Source organism: Pseudomonas sp. Mn2068, from assembly GCF_049319725.1.
GTDB classification, from domain to species: domain Bacteria; phylum Pseudomonadota; class Gammaproteobacteria; order Pseudomonadales; family Pseudomonadaceae; genus Aquipseudomonas; species Aquipseudomonas gingeri.
Window position 1 is genome coordinate 18,224 of the sequence record NZ_JBMOUG010000021.1, and the last position, 23,294, is coordinate 41,517.

Here is a 23,294-nt window from a genome sequence, read left to right on the forward strand (position 1 = left end):
AGGTGGCAAGGTTGATCCTGTGGGCAACTTCTCCAGGAGTATCGCCCATGCTCGAATCCACCCTTTTCGACCTGCCGATCGCCGGCATGACCTGCGCCAGTTGCGCCGGCAGGGTCGAACGCGCCTTGCGCAAAGTAACGGGAACCAGCGCGGTCAGCGTCAATCTCGCCACCGAACAGGCCCGCGTCCGGGCCCCCGCCGACAGCTTGCCGGCACTGCTGCAGGCCGTCGAACAGGCCGGTTACCAGGTGCCCAGCCAGAGCCTGGAACTGAGCATCGGCGGCATGACCTGCGCCTCCTGCGCCGGCCGCGTCGAGCGTGCCCTGAACAAGGTCGCCGGGGTGCGTAGCGTCAGCGTCAACCTGGCCAATGAACGGGCCCACCTCGAATTGCTTGGCCAAGTCGATCCGGCGCTGCTGATAGCCGCCGTCGGCGCCGCCGGTTATTCCGCCACCCTGCGTCAGAGCGAAGCCGCCACGGCCCAGGCGCAACAGCAGCGCCTGAGCCACGAACGCTGGTCGCTGCTGCTGGCCATCGCCCTGGCGCTGCCGCTGGTGTTGCCGATGCTCGCCCAGCCCTTCGGCTACGACTGGATGCTGCCGGCCTGGCTGCAATTCGCCCTGGCGACGCCGGTGCAGTTCATCTTCGGCGCACGCTTTTATGTCGCCGCGTGGAAGGCGGTCAAGGCCGGAGCCGGCAATATGGACCTGCTGGTCGCCCTCGGCACCAGCGCCGGTTACGGCCTGAGTCTCTACCAATGGGCCAACGCCGGCCACGGCCATATGCCCCATCTGTATTTCGAAGCCTCGGCGGTGGTGATCGCCCTGGTGCTGCTGGGCAAATACCTCGAAAGCCGCGCCAAGCGCCAGACCGCCAGCGCCATCCGTGCCCTCGAAGCCTTGCGCCCGGAACGGGCGATCCAGGTGATCGACGGCCGCGAACAGGACGTCGCCATCAGTGCCTTGCGCCTCGACGACCTGGTACTGGTCAAGCCCGGCGAACGTTTTCCGGTGGATGGTGAAGTGGTCGAAGGCCAGAGCCATGCCGACGAGGCCCTGATCAGCGGTGAAAGCCTGCCGGTGCCGAAGCAGCCGGGAGACAAGGTCACCGGCGGCGCCATCAACGGTGAAGGCCGGTTGCTGGTCAAGACCCAGGCGCTGGGGGCGGAAACCGTGCTTGCACGGATCATCCGCCTGGTGGAGGACGCCCAGGCGGCCAAGGCACCGATCCAGAAGCTGGTGGACAAGGTCAGCCAGGTATTCGTCCCGAGCGTGCTGCTGTTGGCCCTGGCGACACTGGTCGGCTGGTGGCTGCACGGCGCGCCCCTGGAAACCGCCCTGATCAATGCCGTGGCGGTGCTGGTGATCGCCTGCCCGTGTGCCCTGGGCCTGGCCACCCCGACCGCGATCATGGCCGGTACCGGCGTCGCCGCGCGCCATGGCATCCTGATCAAGGATGCCGAAGCCCTTGAGCGCGCCCATGAAGTCAGTGCCGTGGTCTTCGACAAGACCGGCACCCTGACTTCCGGCACCCCGCGGATTGCCCACTTCAGTGCCGTGGACGGTGACGAAGCCCTCGCTCTGCAGCTGGCCGGCGCTCTTCAGCGTGGCAGCGAACACCCGCTGGCCAAGGCGGTACTCGATGCCTGCGCGGAACGTGGCCTGGCAGTGGCGGATATCCATAACAGCCGCTCATTGACCGGACGCGGTATCGCCGGCGAACTCGACGGTCGTGCCCTGGCCCTGGGCAACCGCCGCCTGCTGGACGAAAGCGGCCTGGCGGCCGGAGCCCTGGAGGCAACGGCGAGCGCCTGGGAGGCCGAGGGCCGCACCTTGTCCTGGCTGATCGAGCAGAGTCCACAGCCACGGGTACTGGCCCTGTTCGCCTTCGGCGACACCCTCAAACCAGGTGCCAGGCAGGCCATCGAGCAGTTGCAGGCGCGCCATATCAGCAGCCACCTGCTGACCGGCGACAACCGCGGCAGCGCCCGGGTGGTCGCCGAAGCCCTGGGTATCCGCGATGTGCATGCCGAAGTGCTGCCGGCGGACAAGGCCGCCACGGTCAGCGAACTGAAGAAGAGCGGCGTCGTCGCCATGGTCGGCGACGGCATCAATGACGCCCCGGCCCTGGCCGCCGCGGATATCGGCATCGCCATGGGCGGCGGCACCGATGTCGCCATGCACGCCGCCGGCATTACCCTGATGCGCGGCGATCCACGGCTGGTGCCGGCGGCGCTGGAAATCAGCCGCAAGACCTATGCGAAGATCCGGCAGAATCTGTTCTGGGCATTCGTCTATAACCTGATCGGTATCCCGCTGGCCGCCTTCGGCCTGCTCAACCCGGTGCTGGCGGGGGCGGCCATGGCCCTTTCCAGCGTCAGCGTGGTCAGCAATGCCTTGCTGCTCAAGACCTGGAAACCCGAAGACCTCGACTGAAGGAGATGGCATGAACATCGGCCAAGCAGCCCGCCAGAGCGGGCTGAGCGCAAAGATGATTCGTTATTACGAATCCATCGGTCTGCTCAAGGCAGCCACGCGCACGGACAGCGGCTATCGCCTGTACGGAGCGGACGAGTTGCATACCCTGGCGTTTATCAAGCGCTCGCGGGACCTGGGGTTTTCCCTGGAGGAAGTCGGCAAGCTGCTGACGCTGTGGCAGGATCGCCAGCGCGCCAGCGCCGACGTGAAGGCCCTGGCCCGGCAACATATCGACGAGTTGAACCGCAAGATCAGCGAACTCGCCGGGCTGCGCGATACCCTGCAGGACCTGGTGGAGCACTGCCAGGGAGATCACCGCCCGGACTGCCCGATCCTCAAGGACCTGGCATCGGGGAACTGTTGCGAGCCAACCTGAGCCCGCCCCAGGATCGTTGATCGTTCCCACGGTCCCCGTGGGAATGCAGCCCGTGACGCTCTGCGTCACAAGAGCGGACGCGGAGCATCCTGAGAGGCATTCCCACGCAGAGCGTGGGAACGATCAGCAACACGATCAGTGCTGCATCCAGGGCGGTGGCGGCTCTTCGGCCAGCTTGCCCGGCGGGGCGTCGTCTGCCGAACGGATGGCCTGGCGACGTTCTTCGTCGAAACGTGCCGCTTCGATCTCGCGCAGCACGCCACCGACATCCGCCAGTTCTTCCGGATCGTCGAACTCGCCGGTCAGGACGCTGGCCGGATGCAAGGTGCCGGCCTCGTACAGGGCCCACATTTCCTTGGCATAACGGGTGCGCCGCAGTTCCGGGGCAAACCGGCCGAAATAGGAGGCCATGTTGCCGACGTCACGCTCGAGCATGCTGAACGCGTGGTTGTTGCCGGCCGCATCCACCGCCTGGGGCAGGTCGATGATCACCGGGCCATCCGGCGTCAGCAACACATTGAACTCCGACAGGTCACCGTGCACCAGACCGGTACACAGCATCAGCACGATCTGCGAAATCAGGAACGCGTGGTACTCGCGCGCCTGGTCCGGCTCCAGGACCACGTCATTGAGACGCGGCGCGGCATCGCCGTACTCGTCCGCCACCAGCTCCATCAACAGCACGCCTTCGAGGAAATCGAACGGCTTGGGCACCCGCACGCCAGCACTGGCCAGACGGAACAGGGCCGCCACCTCGGCGTTCTGCCAGGCGTCCTCGGTTTCCTTGCGGCCGAACTTCGAGCCCTTGGCCATCGCGCGGGCCTGACGACTGTTACGCACCTTGCGGCCTTCCTGATACTCGGCCGCCTGACGAAAACTTCGTTTATTCGCCTCCTTGTAAACCTTGGCGCAACGCAGCTCGTTGCCACAGCGCACCACGTAAACAGCTGCTTCTTTGCCACTCATGAGTGGGCGCAGCACCTCGTCGACCAGACCGTCCTCGATCAGGGGTTCAATGCGTTTTGGAGTCTTCATCAGCTTTTATTGTGGGTCCTTTATTACCAAACACGCGAATGTCACTCGTTGTACGGCCATCCTCTCACAGCAGGAAGGAAGATGCCGACCTCGAATGTTCTCCAATGCACTCAATGTGCCAGATTACCGCGGCAAATCCACGAGCCCCAAGGATAATAGCTGACACTCATCAGACCACTACCAGGTGGGCACTCTGTCAGTTCCGACCATTGCCAGCCGTCGAATACTCGGCAAAAACGGGAATTTTCGCCAGACGGCCTCAATTTTTTCCTGGCCGGGCCGAAGCGCTCAGAGACAGAGGAGCGTTTGTCGGACAATCAGCACACCGCCCGCGAAACGGATTTTCAACACCGCAAGACTTTCACAGCAGCCCAGCTTCGCGCGCCATCGGTACGTCGTGGGCCCACAAGAAAAAAATCTGGAAGAATCTGGAGCGCGGATGAACATCAAGCAAAAACTGACCTGGGCGTTTGCAATCGTCGCCTGTTTGCCGGTGGTGCTGGTCGCCACCCTGGTGGTAATGAACCTGCGCAGCGAAGCGCGCAACAGCTTTGCCGACGGCAGCGGCCGGGAGATCCGCCAGGTCAGCAACGCCATGCAGCTGTTCTTCGAAGGCATCAGCCAGAACGTCGAATACCTGGCCAACCAGCCGCTGATCAAGAACAGCGATGGCAGCCTCAAGACCTACATGAGCGCCGATGCCGCCAAGGTCCCCCAGGGCGACATGGACAAGCAGGTCTACACCTTCCTCGAAGCCCTGGGCACCAGCCATCCGGCCTATGCCTACGCGATCATCGGCACCGAAGCCGGCGGCTACGTGTCCTGGCCCGACGATCCGAAGCTGAGCAACTACGACCCGCGCCAGCGCCCCTGGTACAAGACCGCCATGGCCAACCCGGGCAAGCCGCTGCGCACCGCCGCCTATTACTGGGCCCAGGACGACGCGACCTACGTCAGTACCGTGCGCACCGTCGCCAACAAGCTCGGCAACCCGGGCGGCGTGGTCAGCATCGACGTGACCCTCAAGCAGCTCACCGAGATCGTCAAGCAGATCAAGCTCGGTGAAAGCGGCTACCTGATGCTGCTGGAAAACAGCGGCAACCTGCTGGTCGACCCCAAGCAGCCGGAACACAACTTCAAGGCCCTGGGCAGCTTGGGCAGCGGTTACGCCGACCTGGCCAAGGCCGGCAAGGGCCTGGTGGAAGTCGAACTCAACGGCGAGCACTACATGGCCAATATCTGGCCTTCGGAACAACTGGGCTGGACCTTTATCGGCCTGGTCAAGCAAAGCGAAGTCATGGGCACGGCCAACCAGCTGACCTGGCTGATCGCGATCATCGCCGCCGTGCTCGCGGTGATCTTCGCCATCGTCGGCGCCAGTTTCGCCAGCCTGATCGTACGGCCGATCCGCAGCGTCTCCAGCGGCCTGGAAGGCATCGCCCAGGGCAACGGCGACCTGACCCAGAACCTGCAGATCCGCGGCAGCGACGAAACCGCGCAACTGGCGAGCTGGTTCAACCAATTCCTGGCGGCAATCCGCAGCCTGATCCAGCATATCGGCCTGTCGGCGAACAAGATCCTCGACTCGTCGCGTAATTCCACCCGGGTATCGGGCGACATGGCCGACGCCGCCGGACGCCAGCGTGAAGCGGTGGACATGGTGTCCACGGCGTTCCACGAGATGGTCGCCACCGCCAACGAAGTCGCGCGCTCCTGCAGCCAGGCGGCCGAGTCCGCCGACAGCGGCCAGCGCCAGGCCCGCGAAGGCCAGCAGCAGATCGATGCGGCCGTGCACAGCGTCGATCAGTTGAGCCAGGAGATCGAACAGTCGGCCCAGTCCATGCAGCAACTGGAAAGCGACAGCAACAACATCCAGTCGATCCTCGGCACGATCCGCTCCATCGCCGAGCAGACCAACCTGCTGGCGCTGAACGCCGCCATCGAGGCCGCTCGCGCCGGCGAACAGGGTCGCGGGTTTGCCGTGGTGGCCGACGAAGTGCGCGCCCTGGCCAAGCGCACCGCGGATTCCACGGCGGAAATCGATGGCCTGCTGGGCAACCTGGCCAAGCGCACCAGCCAGGTCGCGCAACAGATGCATGCCAGCCTGGAGGTCTCGCAACAATCGGTGACCCGCATCGGCCTGGCGCGCACCAGCTTCGGGCAGATCCGCGAGTCGGTGGACGTGATCCGCGACATGAACACCCAGATCGCCACGGCGGCGGAAGAACAGCATCAGGTGGCCGAAGACATCAACCGGCATATCAGCCAGATCCATGGCGATGCGCAGTTGGTGGCGGAACTGGCGAACTCGGCACGGCTCGATTCCCAGAGCCTGGCGGGTCTGTCCAGCGAGCTGGATGGCCTGGTGAAACGCTTCCGGACCTGAGTCGGGGGGCGACTAGCGGAACAACTCTCCCGGCGTGTAACCGAACAGGCCCTTGAAGGCCGCGATATACGCCGAGGTGGAGTCATAGCCGCAGGACAGCGCGGCACGGGTCACGCTGTCGCCCTCTTCCAGGGCACTGAGCGACGACAGCAGTCGCATGCGCTGGCGCCAGCCGCGAAAGCTCAGGCCGGTCTCGCGCTGGAACAGGCGCATCAGGGTCTTCTCGGACATGCCCAGGCGCACCGCCCATTCGCTCAAGGTCACGCCCTGCTCCGGGCTTTCGATCAACTCGTTGCACAATCCCAACAACCGCGGATGACGGGGCAACGGCAGGGAAAAGCCGACCTCCGGCAGACTCGCCAACTGGTCCAGCAACACCTGCACCAACCGCGCCTGGGCGCTGCCCTCCTGGGGATAATCCGCCGGCAGCAGGCAGAAGCTCTTGATCAGTTCCCGCGCCAGCGGCGTCACCTCCAGCACCCGGCAGCGCTCCGCCGCCCACGGGCAATCCTCGCGGCGCACATACAGGCTGCGCATTTCCGCCTGCATCGAAGTCACCACCTCATGCTCCAGCCCGGCCGGAATCCACACGCCCCACTGTGGCGGGGCAAAGAAACTGCCTTCGGAGGTATGCACCCCGAGCACGCCGCTGATGGCATAGGAAAACTGTACCCAGTCATGGCGGTGGCGCGGCGTCCAGGAGCCGGCATTCAGGCTTTCGGCACGGGCATAGAGCGGGCGCGGCAGGGCCGACAGCACGGGAATCTGTCTTTCGGGACCACGTTGTCCGTTGGTCGGCATGGATCACCCTTATGTCGCGCGATGGCTGGCGGGTGCGACCTTAGGCCAAGAACCTCCCGCCTGACAATGCCTTTGAAAACCTCTTCAGTGAGCGGCTCTGTGTGAGAGTGGACTTGTGTGGGAGCGGGCTTGCCCGCGAAGAGGCCAGTGGATGCACCAAAAGCTTCGGGGGCAAGCCCCCTCCCACTTACAAAAGTCGCTCTCCTGCAGAAGCTCGACAGACCCACCGCTATCGCCAGCAAGCCGGCTCCCACACAGACCGCAGCTTATGTGGGAGTGGGCTTGTGTGGGAGCGGGCTTGCCCGCGAAGAGGCCAGTGGATGCACCAAAGGCTTCAGAGGCAAGCCCCCTCCCACAGAGACCGCGAAGCTTTTCGCGGCCTCACCGCTCGATAATCGCCGTCACCCCCTGGCCACCGGCGGCACAGATAGAAATCAGGCCGCGCCCCTGGCCCGCCGTGTCGAGCAGCTTCGCCAGGCTCGCGACGATCCGCCCGCCGGTGGCGGCGAACGGATGCCCGGCCGCCAGGGAACTGCCCTTGACGTTGAGCTTGCCGCGGTCGATCGAGCCCAGCGGCGCGTCGAGGCCCAGGCGGGTCTTGCAGTACTCGGGATCTTCCCAGGCCTTCAGGGTGCACAGGACCTGGGCGGCGAAAGCCTCGTGGATCTCGTAGTAGTCGAAATCCTGCAGCGTCAGGTTGTTGCGCGCCAGCAGCCGCGGCACCGCATAGGCCGGCGCCATCAACAGCCCTTCGGCGCCCTTGACGAAGTCCACCGCCGCCGCTTCGCCGTCACGCAGGTAGGCCAGGACCGGCAGCCCGCGCTCCCTCGCCCATTCCTCGCTGCCCAGCAGCACCAGCGAGGCACCGTCGGTCAGCGGCGTGGAGTTGCCCGCCGTCAGCGTGCCCTTGGCGCTGCGCTCGAACACCGGCTTGAGCGCCGCGAGCTTTTCCAGGGTCAGGTCCGCACGCAGGTTGTTGTCGCGGGTCAGGCCGAGAAAGGGCGTGAGCAGGTCGTCATGCCAGCCCTCGGCATAGGCCGCGGCCATCTTCTGGTGACTTTCCAGGGCCAGTTGATCCTGCTCGCCACGGGGAATGTTCCAGGTCTGCGCCATCAACTCGCAGTGCTGCCCCATGGACAGCCCGGTACGCGGCTCGCCGTTGCGTGGCAGTTCCGGCTTCAGGTGATGCGGGCGCAATTGCAGCAGCGCCTTGAGCTTGTCGCCGGTGCTTTTGCTTCGATTGATTTGCAACAGGATCTGTCGAAGCCCTTCGTTGACCCCGATCGGCGCATCGGACGTGGTGTCGACGCCGCCGGCGATACCGCATTCGATCTGCCCCAGGGCAATCTTGTTCGCCACCAGCAGGGCCGCTTCCAGCCCGGTGCCGCAGGCCTGCTGGATATCGTAGGCCGGGGTCTGCGGCGACAGCCGCGAGCCCAGCACGCACTCGCGGGTCAGGTTGAAATCCCGCGAATGCTTGAGCACCGCCCCCGCCGCCACTTCGCCGAGGCGCAGGCCATGCAGGTTGAAGCGTTCGATCAGGCCCTCCAGCGCCGCCGTCAGCATCGCTTGGTTGCTCGCGGTGGCATAAGGGCCATTGGAGCGGGCGAACGGGATGCGGTTGCCCCCGATAATGGCAACACGGCGCAACGAATTCATAAAAAACTCCCTATTATTTGAGTGACATTGCCGCTAAAAGAGTAGGCCCTTTCCTGCAAAACGAACCAGTGACGGTCCTTTGCGGTCAACCTTTGAACCCCTGCCGCCGGAGAGCGTTCCATGTCTGACCGTTATATCGACTTCGCCAACTCGACAATCGGTCAACGCCTGGTAGGCGCCCTCGGCCTGCCGGCACCGACACGCCTGGAGCGCTGGCAAGCCGGACGCCTGCGACCGGTGGAAGGCGCCCTGCTCCTGGGCGGCGGACCACTGGCGGCAAAAGTCGGCGCATTCGCCCTGCGGCTGACCGATGCCGTCTACAGCTACGGCAGCGACGTGCCGGGATGCACCGCCTGGATTCCCGGCCACGGACCGAAGCTCAAGGCCCTGGTATTCGACGCCAGCGCGATTGTGCAGACCGACCAGCTCAAGCAGTTGCGCGAATTCTTCCAGCCGTTGCTGAGGAACCTGGAGTCCTGCGCCCATGTGGTGATCCTCGGCCGCGCCCCGCAAAGCCTGCGCGATCCTTTCGCGGCCAGTGCGCAACGGGCCCTGGAAGGCTTCAGCCGGTCGCTGGCCAAGGAATTGCGCAACGGCGGCACCCTGCAGTTGTTGCGGGTCGACGAGGATGCCGAAGATCAGCTCGAAGGCGCACTGCGCTTCTTTCTGTCGCCGAAGAGCGCCTACGTCAGCGGCCAGGTGCTGCACCTGGCGGCCTGCGCCAGCCAGGTGCAGGACTGGAGCCGCCCGCTGGCCGGGCGCAAGGCGCTGGTCACCGGCGCGGCGCGCGGTATCGGTGCGGCGATTGCCGAGACCCTGGCCCGCGACGGCGCCGAGATCATCCTGCTGGACGTACCACAGGCCAAGGCCGACCTCGATGCCCTCGCCGCCCGTCTCGGCGCGCGCAGCATTGCCCTGGACATCTGTGCCGAAGACGCCGCCACGCAACTGGTCGAGCAACTGCCCGATGGCCTCGATATTCTCGTCCACAACGCCGGCATCACCCGCGACAAGACCCTGGCGAACATGACGCCCGAGTTCTGGGACGCGGTACTGGCCGTCAACCTCAATGCCCCGCAGGTGCTGACCCGCGCCCTACTCGACAGCGGCACCCTGCACGATGCCGGCCGGGTGATCCTGCTGGCGTCCATCAGCGGCATTGCCGGCAATCGCGGCCAGACCAACTATGCCGCGAGCAAGGCCGGGCTGATCGGCCTGGCCCAGGCCTGGGCCCCGCTGCTGGGCGAACGCGGCATCAGCATCAACGCCGTGGCCCCCGGTTTTATCGAGACACAGATGACCGCGCATATTCCCTTCGCCCTGCGCGAAGCCGGACGACGCATGAGCTCCCTGGGCCAGGGCGGCCTGCCCCAGGACGTCGCCGAGGCGGTGGCCTGGCTCGCCCAGCCGGGCTCGGGAGCGCTCAGCGGTCAAGCCTTGAGGGTCTGCGGACAAAGTGTATTGGGGGCCTGAACATGCAAGTGAATTGGCAGTACCTGACCATTGCCCCCGGGCTGCCGGGGTTGTACGTACGTGCCGCCCGGCGGCGCAAGATCACCGGCACCCAGTTGCCGGCCGAGGGCCTGTGCTGCTGGGTCACCGTCGACACCAAGCGTCTGGCGGCCTACCGCAAGGTCTGTGGATTTGCCGATACCGGCCTGATGCCGGCGACCTATCCCCATGTGCTGGCATTTCCCCTGCAAATGCAGTTGCTCACCGCCAAGGACTTTCCCTTCCCCCTGATGGGCCTGGTCCATTTGAGCAACCGCATCCGCATCCTGCGTCCGCTGGGCGGGGTCACCAGCCTGCGGGTCGGCGTCCAGGTGCAGAACCTGCAGCCCCATGCCAAGGGCGCGACCTTCGACCTGCTGACCCAGGTCGACGATGCCCTGGGGCCACTGTGGGAAGCCGAGAGCCGCATGCTCTGCCGCGGAGTCGAGCTGGCGGGGGATGCGCCCGAGGAAGTCGACCGGCAACCGGGAGAACTGGCCGAACTGACCCGCTGGCAATGCCCGGCCGATATCGGCCGCCAATACGCCAGGGTTTCCGGCGACTACAACCCGATCCACCTGAGCGCTCTCAGTGCCAGGCTATTCGGCTTTCCCCAGGCCATCGCCCATGGCCTGTGGAACAAGGCGCGGACGCTGGCCGCCCTGGGCAATCACCTGCCGGCGGCGAATATCGAAATCGACGTGACCTTCCGCAAGCCGGTGCGCCTGCCCAACGAAGTGCTGCTGTATGCCAGTGCGCCGGGATCGAGCGGGGAACTGCGCCTGACCGGCGCCGGAGAGCTGGAGCACATGACCGGCAACTGGCATCCCATCGGCTGAGCCACGACCGCCAAGCTGACAGCTTGCTGACCGTGATGAATATTTCATCCGCCCGCGGTGTTCTCCCAGTAGCAAGGCCCTTGCTTCCCGTTCTCATCCGCCGGAAGCTAGTCGCCTTGAAGGAGAACACTGCGCATGAACCTCGACGAACTGACCCAACGCCTGCACGGCATCCGTGATCGCAACGACTGGAAACAATTCCACAGCCCGAAAAACCTGGCGATGGCCGCCAGCGTGGAAATGGCCGAGCTGGTGGAGATCTTCCAGTGGCTGACGGAAGCCCAGTCGCGCCAGTTGCCGGCGGAAAAGCTGGCCCATGCCGGGCAGGAAGTCGGTGACATCATCCTTTATCTCCTGCTGCTGTGCAGCGAACTGGGGCTGGACATGAACGAAGTGGTGCGAGCCAAGCTGGCCGACAGCGAACGGCGGTTTGCCCAATGAGCGACCGTCATTTCGATCAACTGGCCACGCGCTTCGCCGAGAAAATCTACGGCGGTGCCAAGGGGGCGATCCGCCTGGCGGTGCTCCAGGCCGACCTTGCCGAAACCCTGCCGGACCGGCCATTGCGGGTACTGGACATCGGTGCCGGGCTGGGCCATATGTCGTTGTGGCTGGCCGAGCGCGGTCACCAGGTCACCCTCGCCGAACCCGCCGAGCCGATGCTCGAAGGGGCACGCCAGCGCTTCGCCGAGGCGGGCCAGCCGGCGACCTTTATCCAGGCGCCCTGGCAGGACCTGCTCGGGCAACTCACCGAGCCCTATGACCTGGTGCTGTGCCATGCGGTGCTGGAATGGCTGGCCGAACCCCATGCGATCCTGCCGGTGCTGCACCAGTTGACGCGACCACAGGGCTGGCTGTCCCTGGCCTTCTACAATCGTGATGCGCTGATCTACCGGAATCTGCTCAAGGGCCATTTCCGCAAGATGCGCAAGAACGACATGGCCGGCGAAAAGCAGAGCCTGACCCCGCAGCAGCCCCTCGATCCACGGGAGCTGGCGGCGCGACTCGAAGGCCTGTGGGCAGTCGAGACCCAGAGTGGCGTGCGGGTCTTCCACGACTACATGCCGGTCGAGTTCCAGGCCCGTGCCGAACTGATCGACCTGCTGGAAATGGAGCTGGCCCATCGTCGTCACCCAAGCTTTGCCGGGCTTGGGCGTTACCTGCACTGGATCTGCCGTCCGGTGTGATGCGGAGGATGCAATGAATCGCCGTTTTGTCCTGTTGACACTGTGCCTGGGGCTCGCCGCCTGTTCGAGCCCGAACCCTTATACCGCCGACTCGCGGCCGATCCCGCCGGCCCCACCGCAGGCGGCCGGGACCCTGGACCTGAGCGCGTACCCGGCACCGGCCCGTGACTATGGCCGCTATCGCACCTGGGCCTGGCTCAATGACCGGCTGCCCGCCGGCACGACCTGGGCCGATTCGGCGCAACTGGCCGAGATGGTCGGCAACGCCCTCGACGAGCAGGGTTTGCGCCCTCGCCGCGCCGATGCCCCGGCAGACCTGCGGGTCAGTGCCGACGTGCATCTGGAAAAACGCCTGCGCCAGGTCCAGGAAGACTATGGCTATGCCGGCGCCTACGGTGGTGGTCCGTACGGAAACCGCTACGGTATGTATAACAGCGTGCCGATCGTGCGCACCTATGAAGTCCAGGTGCTCGTAGCGCGCATCAGCCTGTTCGACGCCGCGACCGGTCAGCCGGTCTGGAGCGCCAGTGCCGAAACCAGTAGCCAGGGCAACCAGCTCGAACGCGCGGATGCCTTGCGCGAAGCGGTGCACAAAGCCCTGGCCGCGTATCCACCCAGCTAGACAACCTCGCCAGGCAACCGGAGAAAAATCATGTTCCGCCGTCTCGCTTTAGTAGCTTTCGCTGTGCTGCTCAGTGCCTGCCAAACCGCCCAGGTCAGCCACGACTTCGACGCCAGTCGCGATTTCGCGGCGTATCGCAGCTGGAGCTGGAAAGAACCCGCCCTGCAATATCGGCCGGACGATCCACGGATCAAGAGTGACCTGACTGAGCAACGCATCCGCCAGGCAGTCAGTGAACAGCTCGACCAGCGTGGCTTGCGTCCTGCACCGGCCGGTGGCAAGGCCGATGTGCGGGTGCAGGCCTACCTGATCGTCGACAACCGCCAGCAGCAGATCAGCACCAACTACGGCGGTGGCTGGGGTGGCCCATGGCGTGGCGGCGGCTTCTGGGGCGGCCCGGGATACAGCGAAACCCGCAATGTCGACTATCAGGTCGCGACGATCCAGGTCGACCTGCTCGATGGCAAGGACGGCAAGCTGGTCTGGCGCGGCAGTGCCGAACAGGTGGTCAACGAAACGCCAACCCCGGCCGAGCGCAGCGCCGCCATCAACAAGACCGTGGCCCAGGTGATGGCGAACTATCCGCCCCGCTAGCAGCTCCCGGGGTGCCTGGGCGGACGCCTTCGCGGGCAAGCCCGCTCCCACGGTTTCGCGGGCGAGTCCGGATATCGACTACGACCAGGAACCTCCAGGAGCGGTCTTGCCCGCGAAGACGGCAGCCCAGGCCCCAAGACACTTCTGCCCCTCCCGCTTTCCATCAGTCGCCAAACCGGCGACTCGCCAGCCCCCCCTTCCAGCCTTGACTACACTGCCATGCAGTACAGGAAAGTAAGCGCTCGGCCATGCGCCGGCAAAGGAGTGCTCGATGTCTTTCCCTCGCCGTCCAATGGCGTTCCGCGGCCCGTCGAGGCAACGCGGCGCAATCGGCCTGATGGCCGCCCTGACCCTGGGGCTGGCACTGTTGTGCATGGTGGTGGTGGTTGATAGCGGGCGGTTGTACCTGGCGAAACGGACGTTGCAGCGGGTCGCAGATAGCGCCGCACTGGAAGCGGTGAGTCGTGGTGGAAACTGTCTTCCAGGGTTGAGCGCCGCCGTTTATGCAACCCAAAGCGCCAACAGGAATTCCTTTGCGGTCAGTCCTGGCAGCACACTGACAACCGCTTGCGGCACGCTGGTGACAGGCGCCAACAATCTACGCACCTTTTCAGTGAGTGCCAGCCGCTCCGACGCCGTGCGCGTCATTGTCACTCGCTCCGTCCCCACCAGCATTGCCGCCGGAATCGGATCGCTGTTTTCTGCCGGGCCCACCAGTCTGAACACTCAGTTGACGGCTACGGCGGTAGCGGCACAGCCGTTGCCTTTTCTGGCACAGCTGAATATCCGGAGCACCTTGCTCAGTGTCGATACCGCAAGATCCAATATCCTGAACCCTCTTTTTTCCGGGCTGCTTGGGGGGAATGTAAATATAAGCGCCGTCGGTTGGGACGGCCTGGTCAAGACCGATATAAACCTGTTGAGCTACATGGACCAACTGGCAATTGAACTGGGCGTGACAGCGGGTGACTACACCGCGCTGCTGAACACGCAAGCCAGCGTGACAACATTCATCAAAGCGGCCGCAAACGTGCTGAATGCCAATGGCGCGACGGCCAATGTAATGACTGCGCTTGGCAACTTGCAGATCGCCGCGACCGGCGCCAATCCCATAAAACTCGGTGATTTGCTGAAGCTCCAGACAGGCACTCAGTCAGCGGGACTGGATGCCAATATCCAGCTGTTTCAACTGCTCCAGGGCTTCATCCAGCTAGCAAGCAAAAATAGTGCAGCGGCGGCCTCTCTGCCGGTGAGCGTGCTGGGAGTGCTGGGGGTAAGCACATCATTGAGCGTCGTCCAACCTCCGCAGTTCTCTGCAATAGGTGACCCGCGGCTGGCAAAACAGAACCCTACGGGCCCGAATCAGATTGCCGTCCAGACAGCCCAAGTCAGGGCGCTGATTTCCGTGGACACCTCACTGATCAACGCAGTGCTGCAGTTGGTCAACTCGATACTGAGCGGTGTCGTAGGCGCAATAAACACACTCCTGGCTCCCGGTTGCCTGCTTGGTGGAACCTGTACACAGACCGATCTCCAGCTACTGGGCAACCTGGATCATATAGACATAGGTCTCGAAGTCGGCGTAGGAGCCAGTCATGTCACCGACTACAGCTGTCCGGTGGCCAGCTCCGGCAGTAAAAGCCTGTCCGCCAGTTCTACCACGGCTGCCGGGGCACTGAAGATAGGCCACATAGACCGTAATCTCTGGCTGTCTGGTTCTCCGACCGAAAGCGTCACACCACTGACACTTGTGGATATTGGCAGCAAAACGTGTCACGGAAACACATGCGGCCCCCGTACGCCATTCGCGGGCGGAGGTAGTGAGCTGATTGTGAATATCCCGCTTGATCAGACCACCGCGCCCAATATGGTTTTCAACAACCCGCCCGATGTGAACAGTGGCCAGACGCTGATCCAGCCAGTCCCCAGGCCAACTGCCCAGAGTATCCTCACAAACGCACTGAACAACCCCATAATCATCACGCACTCTCCGACCATCAACGCAGGTTTGATAGGTGCGTTGATGAACGGCCTGCTGTCGGCACTGGCTCAAGTTCTCAACCTTTTGACTTCGGCGCTCACCGGATTGCTCAGTGGCTTGATTACGCCCCTGCTGAACAATCTGCTTTTCAACCTGGGGATTGATATCAACAACGTCAACGTCGGCGCCAACCTGACCTGCGGCCAAACCGGAAAAGCCTATCTAGTGATCTAGAACCAGCGGCAACTCCACACAGAACCGCGCCCCATCGTCGCCATTGCGCACGGTCATGCGGCCGCCCATGTTCTCGACGATGCCGTAGCTCACCGACAGGCCCAGGCCGGTGCCGATGCCCACCGGCTTGGTGGTGAAGAACGGTTCGAAGATCCGTTCCAGCAACCGGGGATCGATGCCGCCGCCGTTGTCCTCGACGATCAGCCGCACAACCCGCTCATCGCGCTCGGCCGTGACCGAGATCCATGGCTCGAAATCGCGATTTTTCTCGCGCTTGCTCAACAGCGCATCCCGGGCATTGACCATCAGGTTGATCAGCACCTGCTCCAGTTGATCGACAAAGCCGCGCACCTGGACCTCGAACTCGATCGGCGGCACGCGCAACTCCACGCCCTTGCCTTTCATGCCCTCGCTCAGCAGCGACAGCGTGCCTTCGACCGCCTGCACGGGGTTGAACGGCGCGGCCTCGATTTCCGAACGACGGCCGAACACCCGCATATGGTCGACCACCCGCGCCGCGCGCTGGACCTGGGCGTCGATGCGGTTGAGCTTGTCCTGCAGGTAGTCGATCTGCACATCGCCGTTGCCCAGGCGCTTGAGCACGTTGACGATGGCCATGCGCATCACGTTCAGCGGCTGGTTGATCTCGTGGGCCAGGCCGGTCGCCATCTCGCCGAGGGTGGCCATTTTCGCGCTCTGGGTCAGTTGCTGCTGGGAGCGACGGACCTCGGTGTTGTCGCGGCCCACGGCCTGGACTTCGAGCAACTGCCCCTGTTCATCGAACACACCACGGTCCGACCAGATCCACCAGGCATGCTCGCGCCCGGGCAACTGCAGGCTGATTTCCGCGGTGCTCACCGGCTGTTCGGGGGTCAGTTGGGCCAGGCGCTGGACAAACGCCGCCTGTTGCTCCGGCGACATCCAGCTCCCCAGGTTCACCCCCGGCAGTTGCTCGGGCGCGCATTCCAGGTAGCTTGCCAGGGGCTTGTTGCCGAAAATCAGGGTCAGGTCCGGGCGGTAGCGACAGATCATCGCCGGCGAATCCTCCACCAGGATCCGGTAGCGTTCCTCGCTTTTCTCGATCCGCTCGGCGGCCAGGGTCGCCTCGGTGACATCCATCCACAAGCCCACCGCTTCCACCGGCAAGCCCAGGTCATCGCGCAACAGTCGCGCCTCATCCAGCAGCCAGTGGTACTCGCCGCCCTTGTCGCGGATCCGGTAGCGGCAACTGACATGGCCCTCGCGCAACAGCTGGCGGGTACGCTCGAAATAACGATCGCGGTCCTCGGGGTGAATCCATTGCACCAGGCCGCCCCCGGCACAGTCGGCCAATGCCAGGCCGAGCAGCGGCAGCAGGCTGTCGCTGAAGAACACCGGGACCAGGGCACCTTCGACATAGCGCTGCACATAGATCACCGCCGGCGAACTGGCGATCAGGTTGTCCAGCCGGGCATGGGCGGCAGCGGCGGCCTGTTCCTGGTTCTTGACGTCGCTGATATCGAGCATGAAGCCGACGATGCGCTGCGCCTCGCCTGCCCCCAGCGCCTGCCCCTGCAGTCGATACCAGCGGGCAGCGCCGGCCGGATCTTCCTGGTACAGGCGCACGCAGAGCAGCATGTCCTTGCCCTGCTGCAAGTCGCGCATGCGGCTGGCCAGTTCCTGGCGATCGGCGGGATGGATCAGGGCCAGCCATTCGTCCATGGACACTATCGAGGCCGTCTCGCCAAGCCCCAGGCCCATCGCCAATGACGCCGCCAGTTGCAATTCGTCCCTGGTCGGCGACCACTCCCACCAGCCCGTCCCCAGCAACCCTTGCAACACGTCCAGGCGTTCCAGTTGCAGATGATGACGCTGCTGGCGCCAGCGGCTGAGCAGCGGCGCGGCCAGGGCCGCCGCCAGTAGCAGCCAATCCTGGTCCGTCAGCTCCGGTGCCCGTTGTTGTACCGGGTAGAAACCGAACAGCAGCCAGGCGGCCACGCCATGGTCATCGCGAAAGGGCACGAGGAAACCATCGGCATTGCCCATGAATCCCTGCAAGCGCAGGTGCTCGCTCAAGCCATCGCGCACGCCCAAGCGCAACGGCGCCATGCCGTTGAGGCTGTCCAGGCCGGCGCCCAGGGCCTGGCCGGTGTGCCAGAGCGTCGGCGCATCGTGACCCCGGTAGTGACTGTGGATCTGCCACTGTTGCTGCGACTCGTCCAGCAGGGCCAGGGCCACGCAGGGGATGTGCCAGCGCTGGGCGAGGCTCTGCAGTTGATCCGCCAGCACCTGCGGCAGGCGCGCCAGGCTGCACAGGCGCAATTGCTCGCTCAGCTGTGCGGCGAAATGCTGAAGGTGTTCGCGGCTCTCCGAAACCTGGTTGTGCCTGAGCAGGTCGCCGATATCCAGCGCCTGCAACAGCCAGCCCCCCTGATGTGACTGGAGCCAACCGCGGGTCTGCACGACTTGCCCGGCCAGGCCATTGAAGTCCAGGTCGAGGCTGTGCCCGAGCCAATCGGCCGGCACGCCTTCCACCGACAGCCGGCTGGACAGCGCCAGCAGGTCGCGCAGCCGATACGGCCTGCCATGGGGCAATGCTGCGAGCCCGTGGCGCAACGGGCCGCCCACGCTGAGGACGTGCCCTTCTTCGTCGAGCCGGATCTGCAACCCCGCCGAGGAGGTGGTCGGCTCGGGCAGCAGGACAGGAGCCGGTTCGCCCGCCCGGCCGAGCAGGCGCCCGAACAGCTTCTCCCCTGAGTTCAAAACTGCATGCTCGTGGTCGAGGTGAGAGTGTCGGGCAGGCTGGGCACCGTGCCGATGCCGGGCAGGACCAGGAAAGGCAGAACGTTACGCAATCTCGAGGTTGGATAGCTGATGGTGACGGTGAGCACTTTCGCCGCGGTAAACTGCGTGGTGATATCACCGTTCTGAAAGTTCAGCGCCGTCGGGATCCAGCCCAGCCTCTGCTGCGCGGCGGCCTTGGCCGTGGTCTGAACCAGGGCCGGGTAGCCTGCGGCGTTCGGATCAACCGCCACCGCTTGTCGTGCCGCCTCGGCCGTCGCCGCGTTGAATGACTGCATCATCAGCAGCGGCAGGCTGTAGCTGACCAGCCCATAGAGCACCGCGAAAAAAATCACGAACACCAGCGCGAACTCGATGGCGGCGGCGCCTTTTTGCTTTTCGGGGAGGCTTGGGGTCATGACTGCGTCTACCCTGACAACTGCACGTAGCTATCAGCATAGAATCATTCGCCGGAAAGGGACGTTTTTTACCCGATGCACAGCCTTGTCCTGCTTCTCTGGTTCGCTCTCTGCGCCGCGCAGGATCTGCGCCAACGGGAAATCGCCAACAGCCTGACCCTGGGTGCCGCGGCACTGGCCCTGGCCTATCTGCTCTGGACCGGCACGACCTGGCTGGGGGCCACGGCGCAACAAGGCGGCTGGGCGTTTCTGCTGGCGTTGCTGTTCACCCTACCCGGTTACGCCACCGGGCGACTCGGTGCCGGCGACGTCAAGCTGCTCGCCGCACTGGCGCTGGCGAGCGACAGCCGCTACCTGCTCGGCACCTTTATCGGCGCCGGCGTGGCCAGTGTCCTCTGGCTCTGGCTGGGCCCCAGGCTGTGGTCACGGCTGGGTCAACGTCTCAGGCATGTCCTGCGCCATCTCGAACCTGGCCTGTCAAGGAAACAGCCATTCGCGCCCTTCCTGTGGATCGGCCTTTTTTGTATGACACTCGGCATCCATTAGTCGCGGTCCAGGCTACTTCTATGTACATAGTAGGAAAGTGCGTCTACTTTAATTCAAAAGCCCCCGAAGCTGCGCGTGTGGGCAGGGAACTCGTAGTCATTGGCTCGTAAGGCATGGAGTGGCGCGTGAACAAGCTTGTATCGCAAGTGAAGGTGCTGGTAGTCGACGACCAGCCGCTGATCGTGGAAGAACTCTGCGAGTTTCTGGAAAGCAGCGGTTACCGCTGCATCCCCTGCCTCTCCAGCCGCCAGGCCATCGAGCGGTTCAGGGAAGATGCCAGCATCGGGCTGGTCCTGTGTGACCTGCACATGCCCGAGCTCGACGGCATCGAGCTGGTCCAGGAGCTGCAACGCCTGGCCGGCAAGCGGCGGATCTTCGAGTCGATCATGCTGACCGGCCGTGCCGACAAGCAGGACGTGATCAAGGCGTTGCGCGCCGGGATTGCCGATTACTACCAGAAGCCCGTGGACCTCGACGAATTGCTCGAAGGGATCCAGCGCCAGGAGGCGGTGATCGCCGAACGCAGCCAGAGTGACAACCTCGGTCACCTGAATCAGAAACTGCAGTTCCTCGCCGAGTCCATCGACGATCTCTATCACGACCTGGACATGGTTCGCCGTGCCCCCCAGGGCGCGCGTGATGTCGCTAGCGGGGACGATCCGAACGACGCCGACAACCTGGAAATACCGGCCATCTTCAATCAGCTGTCGCCCCGGCAGGTGGATGTGGCGCGGCTGGTGGGCAAGGGCCAGACCAACTACCAGATCGCCTGTGAACTGGGCATCACCGAAAACACCGTGAAGCTCTACGTGTCCCAGGTATTGCGCCTGACCCACATGCACAACCGTACGCAACTGGCCCTGGCCCTATCGCCCGGCGGTGCGCGCCAGCGGGACGTCACCGCGCACTGAGCGTCCCCGAGACCGGCGGTGCCCATCAGCACGCTTCGCGGGCAAGCCTGGCTCCCACAGTGTTGTGTCGCACAAAAAAATCGACGGCCGACAAAAACCGTGGGAGCCGGTATGCCGGCGATGGCGCCTGCTCAGGCGCCGAATGACTCGGGGGCAGGCTCAGTTGCCCTTCACCTTGCCCCCTTCATCCTGCTTGTAGAAATCCGGAATCGGATGCTTGTAGCTGTCCAGCCAGCGCTGCATACTCTGTTCGCGCTCGCTGGGCGTCGCCACCTGGGGCGTGGGCGAACGTTGCTGGCCCTGGAGCTGCAACTGCAGCCAGTTTTCCGTCTCCTGCTGATAGCGCGACGACGGTCCCGGCTCGATGGCCTGGACCGTCGATGACAACAACAGACACCCTGCGGCCAACCCTGCTCGATAGTTCATCTCGTTCTCCCTGGCCTCAACCTGGCCTCGACTTACTTGACCGCCGGCTTGTCCGCCCCGGCCACCACCGCCACCTGATCCGATCCGGAGCCTGTCGGGTTCTTGAGTTGCTGCGCGCGGGCCTGGGCGTCGCCGACCTGTTCGGGACTCAGGCCCAGGCGGGTCACCAGTTGGGCCGCCTGGCTCCAGTTGTCCTGGTAGATCAGCAGCGTGACCAGGTTCACCGCGGCCAGTGGGTCGGACTGCTTGAGTTCGATGGCGGTGAGGAACTCGAAACGCGCATCCTCCAAGCGCAATTGATTGAGGTAGACCACCCCCAGGTCATTGCGCACCTTTTCATCGGTCGGCGCCAGGCGCGCCGCTCGCTGCAAATGCGCCATCGCCTGGCCGTTGTCCTTGCGCGCGGCGGCCAGTTGCCCGAGCCCATGCTCGCCCTCGGCCGCCAGGCAGGTGCCGAGCAGGCTGCGGTACAGCGGCTCCGCCTCGCCGCGGCCCAGTTGCCGATAGACCCGGGCCTTGCGCAAGCGCACCTCGTCCAGGCTCTCCGGCAGCTTCTGCAGATTGGCGAGACTGGCGTGCAGCTTGCCCTCGTTGGCCATATCGTCCGCCAGGTTCAGCGACAGCTCCTGATCGGCACTCGGTTTGCCGCAACTGCCCCCCGTCCCCGTGAGTGCCGCCCACGGCGCGCGCCCATCCGTGGCACAACCGCCCAGGGCCAACAGGGCCAAGCCCGCAATCACCGCTTTCATCGCATCACTCCCTAGGTCGTGGCAAAGGCCCTGGCCAAGGCGGTAAAGCCCGGCCCGGCGAGGACAATCAATAACGCCGGAAACAGAAACACCATCATCACCACCGACATCTTCGCCGACATCTTGGAGATGTATTCCTGCAGGCGGGTCAGGCGCCGGTCGTCCAGCAACTGCTTGAGCGCCAGCAGCGATTTCATCGCCCCGCCGCCCTGCTGGATCAATTGCTGGAGAATCACGCAGGTGTCGTCGAATTCGTCCACCGCCAGCAGCCGCGCCGCCTTGCCCAGCTCTTCACCGAGCTCAAGGCCGGAATCGACCCGCGCCAGCACCAGGCGCAGTTCGCTGGTCAGCACCGGCAGCAACTGCCGGGACTCGTTGGCGAGCACCCGCAACGCCTGCTCCACGGCCATGCCCGATTCAAAGAGGATCCGCAGCAGCGGGATAAAGGTCGAGACCTCGATGGCCACCTGTTTCTGGCGGTTCCTGGCGACTGCCGCCAGCACACGCTTGGGCAACAGGTAACCCGCCGCCAGGGCCAGAAAGGGGGCGATCCAGGGGGATTCGACCGTGGGGAAAAACACGCCCTGGCCCAACAGCACAACCCCCAGTGCCAGCAACGGCACGCCGATCTGGCTGGCGGCATACAGCGAGCGCTGGCTCGCCTTGCGCCACCCGATACGGTTGAGCAACACCTGGGTTTCGTTATCCAGGCTCACCGAGCGCTGGCCGAAGCGGCTATCGCCCAAGGCCCGCAACCAGCCGCCCAGCTTGCCGGTTTCGCGCACCATATGCCCCTGCAGGCGTTGCGTCACCGCCCGTTCGCGCTGGCGGTCCCGCAACAGACCGCCGACCATCAGCACCAGGGCGGCGAGAAACAACAGTGCGCTGATCAACAGGGCCATCTCATACGCTCCGCAACATGCGCCACAGCGCCAGGCAACCGAACACCTGCAGGCCGAAGGAAACCAGCAACATGCGCTGGCCGCTGGGGTCCTGCCACATGTTCAACAGGTAGCCGGGATTGGTCAGCATGAAGTAGCCCGCCACGCTGACCGGCAACAAGGCCAGGACAACCGCCGTCATGCGTGTCTCGCCGGTCATGGCGCGCAGTTGCCGCGCGCCTTGCTCACGCTCGCGGATCAGCTTGATCAGGTTCTCCAGCAGCTCGCTGGCATTGCCGCCATAGCGGTGATTGACCTTCAGGCCGAGCGCCAGGAAACGAAACTCCTCGCGCTCGTAGAACTCGGCAAAATCATTGGCCGCCTCGGGCAGGCTGACCCCCAGATCGACATTGCGGCGCACCCGGCCCATGGCCTCGCGTAGCGGATCCGCCGACGCGTCGATGCCACCGAGGATCGCGTCGGCCAGGGTCTTGCCGGATTTCAGGCTGCGCATCGCATGGTCGAGCACGGGCGGCAGTTGTTCGACCATGCGTCGTACCCGGCGCCGGTAGCGCCAATCGACAAACAGGCGCAGGCCCAGCGGCGGCACCACCAGCATGACCAGCACGCCGATCAGGCCCGCTCCCGCCCAGCCCACCAACACGAGCACTGCCCACATCACCAGCCACAGGCCCAGCCGCTCCCCCGGGCGGTCGAAGCCGGCACGCAGAAACAGCCGATCCAGGCGATTGCGGGTCGGGCTCACGGCACTGACCAGCTCCGGCTGCCCCTCGGCCAGCCGGCTCAATACCCGCTCATTGCCGGTCTTGCGCATGCCCAGGTAGAACAGGCGCACCGAGGCGCCGAGCAGCAACAGGCCGATCAGACCGAGCAACAGCGCACCGAGCATGGTCGAGCCT

Annotated in this window: 21 protein-coding genes and 1 pseudogene; 13 read left to right on the plus strand and 9 right to left on the minus strand. The window is 64.6% G+C overall.

Going from position 1 to position 23,294, the window contains the following annotated elements:
• Positions 1 to 47: 47 nt before the first annotated feature.
• Positions 48 to 2,435 carry a heavy metal translocating P-type ATPase gene (locus tag ACL9RJ_RS30605; RefSeq protein WP_422765949.1) on the plus strand — a complete coding sequence of 796 codons (2,388 nt, stop codon included), beginning with the start codon at positions 48 to 50 and terminating at the stop codon, positions 2,433 to 2,435.
• A 10-nt stretch (positions 2,436 to 2,445) separates the two neighbouring features.
• A complete protein-coding gene (gene cueR / locus ACL9RJ_RS30610; protein WP_017125133.1) occupies positions 2,446 to 2,853 on the plus strand; it encodes a Cu(I)-responsive transcriptional regulator in 408 nt (135 codons plus the stop codon).
• 135 nt (positions 2,854 to 2,988) lie between these two features.
• Here cueR and ACL9RJ_RS30615 read toward each other — a convergent pair whose 3' ends face one another.
• On the minus strand, positions 2,989 to 3,888 hold the full coding sequence (locus tag ACL9RJ_RS30615) for a PA4780 family RIO1-like protein kinase (protein ID WP_017125132.1): 900 nt from the start codon (positions 3,886 to 3,888) through the stop codon (positions 2,989 to 2,991).
• Between the two features lie 595 nt (positions 3,889 to 4,483).
• On the opposite strand from ACL9RJ_RS30615, the pseudogene ACL9RJ_RS30620 reads away from it, so the two are divergent.
• Together ACL9RJ_RS30620 and ACL9RJ_RS30625 are read left to right on the plus strand one after the other, a co-directional pair.
• A pseudogene (locus ACL9RJ_RS30620) lies at positions 4,484 to 5,416 on the plus strand (cache domain-containing protein); the annotation flags it as partial.
• Positions 5,417 to 5,545: 129 nt separating this feature from the next.
• Positions 5,546 to 6,274 carry a methyl-accepting chemotaxis protein gene (locus ACL9RJ_RS30625; protein ID WP_377652934.1) on the plus strand — a complete coding sequence of 243 codons (729 nt, stop codon included), beginning with the start codon at positions 5,546 to 5,548 and terminating at the stop codon, positions 6,272 to 6,274.
• A gap of 12 nt (positions 6,275 to 6,286) precedes the next feature.
• On the opposite strand, the gene ACL9RJ_RS30630 is transcribed toward ACL9RJ_RS30625, so the two are convergent.
• Both ACL9RJ_RS30630 and ACL9RJ_RS30635 read right to left on the minus strand, forming a co-directional pair.
• Positions 6,287 to 7,075 (minus strand): AraC family transcriptional regulator, encoded by a 789-nt coding sequence (locus ACL9RJ_RS30630; protein WP_042934928.1) that lies wholly within the window; start codon positions 7,073 to 7,075, stop codon positions 6,287 to 6,289.
• 381 nt (positions 7,076 to 7,456) lie between these two features.
• Positions 7,457 to 8,734, minus strand: a complete 1,278-nt coding sequence (locus ACL9RJ_RS30635) for an acetyl-CoA C-acetyltransferase (protein WP_017125595.1) — start codon at positions 8,732 to 8,734, stop codon at positions 7,457 to 7,459.
• A gap of 120 nt (positions 8,735 to 8,854) precedes the next feature.
• On the opposite strand from ACL9RJ_RS30635, the gene ACL9RJ_RS30640 reads away from it, so the two are divergent.
• From ACL9RJ_RS30640 to ACL9RJ_RS30670, 7 genes are all read left to right on the plus strand, one after another.
• Positions 8,855 to 10,207 (plus strand): 3-oxoacyl-ACP reductase, encoded by a 1,353-nt coding sequence (locus ACL9RJ_RS30640; RefSeq protein WP_017125596.1) that lies wholly within the window; start codon positions 8,855 to 8,857, stop codon positions 10,205 to 10,207.
• A 2-nt stretch (positions 10,208 to 10,209) separates the two neighbouring features.
• Entirely contained in the window at positions 10,210 to 11,064 is an 855-nt protein-coding gene (locus ACL9RJ_RS30645) for a MaoC family dehydratase (RefSeq protein WP_177083247.1), read from the plus strand.
• 135 nt (positions 11,065 to 11,199) lie between these two features.
• Positions 11,200 to 11,505 carry a MazG-like family protein gene (locus ACL9RJ_RS30650; protein ID WP_017125598.1) on the plus strand — a complete coding sequence of 102 codons (306 nt, stop codon included), beginning with the start codon at positions 11,200 to 11,202 and terminating at the stop codon, positions 11,503 to 11,505.
• Entirely contained in the window at positions 11,502 to 12,251 is a 750-nt protein-coding gene (locus ACL9RJ_RS30655) for a methyltransferase domain-containing protein (RefSeq protein WP_017125599.1), read from the plus strand. The genes ACL9RJ_RS30650 and ACL9RJ_RS30655 overlap by 4 nt, the downstream gene beginning before the upstream one ends.
• A gap of 13 nt (positions 12,252 to 12,264) precedes the next feature.
• Positions 12,265 to 12,873 carry a DUF4136 domain-containing protein gene (locus tag ACL9RJ_RS30660; protein WP_017125600.1) on the plus strand — a complete coding sequence of 203 codons (609 nt, stop codon included), beginning with the start codon at positions 12,265 to 12,267 and terminating at the stop codon, positions 12,871 to 12,873.
• Between the two features lie 30 nt (positions 12,874 to 12,903).
• Entirely contained in the window at positions 12,904 to 13,467 is a 564-nt protein-coding gene (locus ACL9RJ_RS30665) for a DUF4136 domain-containing protein (RefSeq protein WP_017125601.1), read from the plus strand.
• Between the two features lie 271 nt (positions 13,468 to 13,738).
• Positions 13,739 to 15,682, plus strand: coding sequence for a pilus assembly protein TadG-related protein (locus tag ACL9RJ_RS30670; RefSeq protein WP_177119492.1), 1,944 nt, complete (start codon positions 13,739 to 13,741; stop codon positions 15,680 to 15,682).
• Here ACL9RJ_RS30670 and ACL9RJ_RS30675 read toward each other — a convergent pair.
• Together ACL9RJ_RS30675 and ACL9RJ_RS30680 are read right to left on the minus strand one after the other, a co-directional pair.
• Positions 15,671 to 18,424 carry a PAS domain-containing protein gene (locus ACL9RJ_RS30675; protein ID WP_422765950.1) on the minus strand — a complete coding sequence of 918 codons (2,754 nt, stop codon included), beginning with the start codon at positions 18,422 to 18,424 and terminating at the stop codon, positions 15,671 to 15,673. The two genes, ACL9RJ_RS30670 and ACL9RJ_RS30675, sit on opposite strands and share 12 nt — an antisense overlap.
• Positions 18,421 to 18,861: a TadE family protein gene (locus ACL9RJ_RS30680; protein ID WP_017125604.1), complete on the minus strand. Its 441-nt coding sequence runs from the start codon at positions 18,859 to 18,861 to the stop codon at positions 18,421 to 18,423. Before ACL9RJ_RS30680 ends, ACL9RJ_RS30675 begins: the two co-directional genes overlap by 4 nt.
• 75 nt (positions 18,862 to 18,936) lie before the next feature.
• Here ACL9RJ_RS30680 and ACL9RJ_RS30685 point away from each other — a divergent pair, with 75 nt between their 5' ends.
• Both ACL9RJ_RS30685 and ACL9RJ_RS30690 read left to right on the plus strand, forming a co-directional pair.
• Positions 18,937 to 19,407: a prepilin peptidase gene (locus ACL9RJ_RS30685; protein WP_017125605.1), complete on the plus strand. Its 471-nt coding sequence runs from the start codon at positions 18,937 to 18,939 to the stop codon at positions 19,405 to 19,407.
• A gap of 125 nt (positions 19,408 to 19,532) precedes the next feature.
• On the plus strand, positions 19,533 to 20,318 hold the full coding sequence (locus ACL9RJ_RS30690; RefSeq protein WP_017125606.1) for a response regulator transcription factor: 786 nt from the start codon (positions 19,533 to 19,535) through the stop codon (positions 20,316 to 20,318).
• Between the two features lie 159 nt (positions 20,319 to 20,477).
• On the opposite strand, the gene ACL9RJ_RS30695 is transcribed toward ACL9RJ_RS30690, so the two are convergent.
• Genes ACL9RJ_RS30695 through ACL9RJ_RS30710 form a run of 4 tightly spaced genes read right to left on the minus strand, consistent with a single transcriptional unit; the run spans position 20,478 to position 23,284 of the window.
• Positions 20,478 to 20,744 carry a DUF3613 domain-containing protein gene (locus tag ACL9RJ_RS30695; RefSeq protein ID WP_042935129.1) on the minus strand — a complete coding sequence of 89 codons (267 nt, stop codon included), beginning with the start codon at positions 20,742 to 20,744 and terminating at the stop codon, positions 20,478 to 20,480.
• Between the two features lie 32 nt (positions 20,745 to 20,776).
• Positions 20,777 to 21,493, minus strand: a complete 717-nt coding sequence (locus ACL9RJ_RS30700; protein WP_017125608.1) for a tetratricopeptide repeat protein — start codon at positions 21,491 to 21,493, stop codon at positions 20,777 to 20,779.
• Between the two features lie 11 nt (positions 21,494 to 21,504).
• Positions 21,505 to 22,395: a type II secretion system F family protein gene (locus ACL9RJ_RS30705; RefSeq protein WP_177119489.1), complete on the minus strand. Its 891-nt coding sequence runs from the start codon at positions 22,393 to 22,395 to the stop codon at positions 21,505 to 21,507.
• 1 nt (position 22,396) lies between these two features.
• Positions 22,397 to 23,284: a type II secretion system F family protein gene (locus tag ACL9RJ_RS30710; protein WP_017125609.1), complete on the minus strand. Its 888-nt coding sequence runs from the start codon at positions 23,282 to 23,284 to the stop codon at positions 22,397 to 22,399.
• Positions 23,285 to 23,294: the final 10 nt, after the last annotated feature.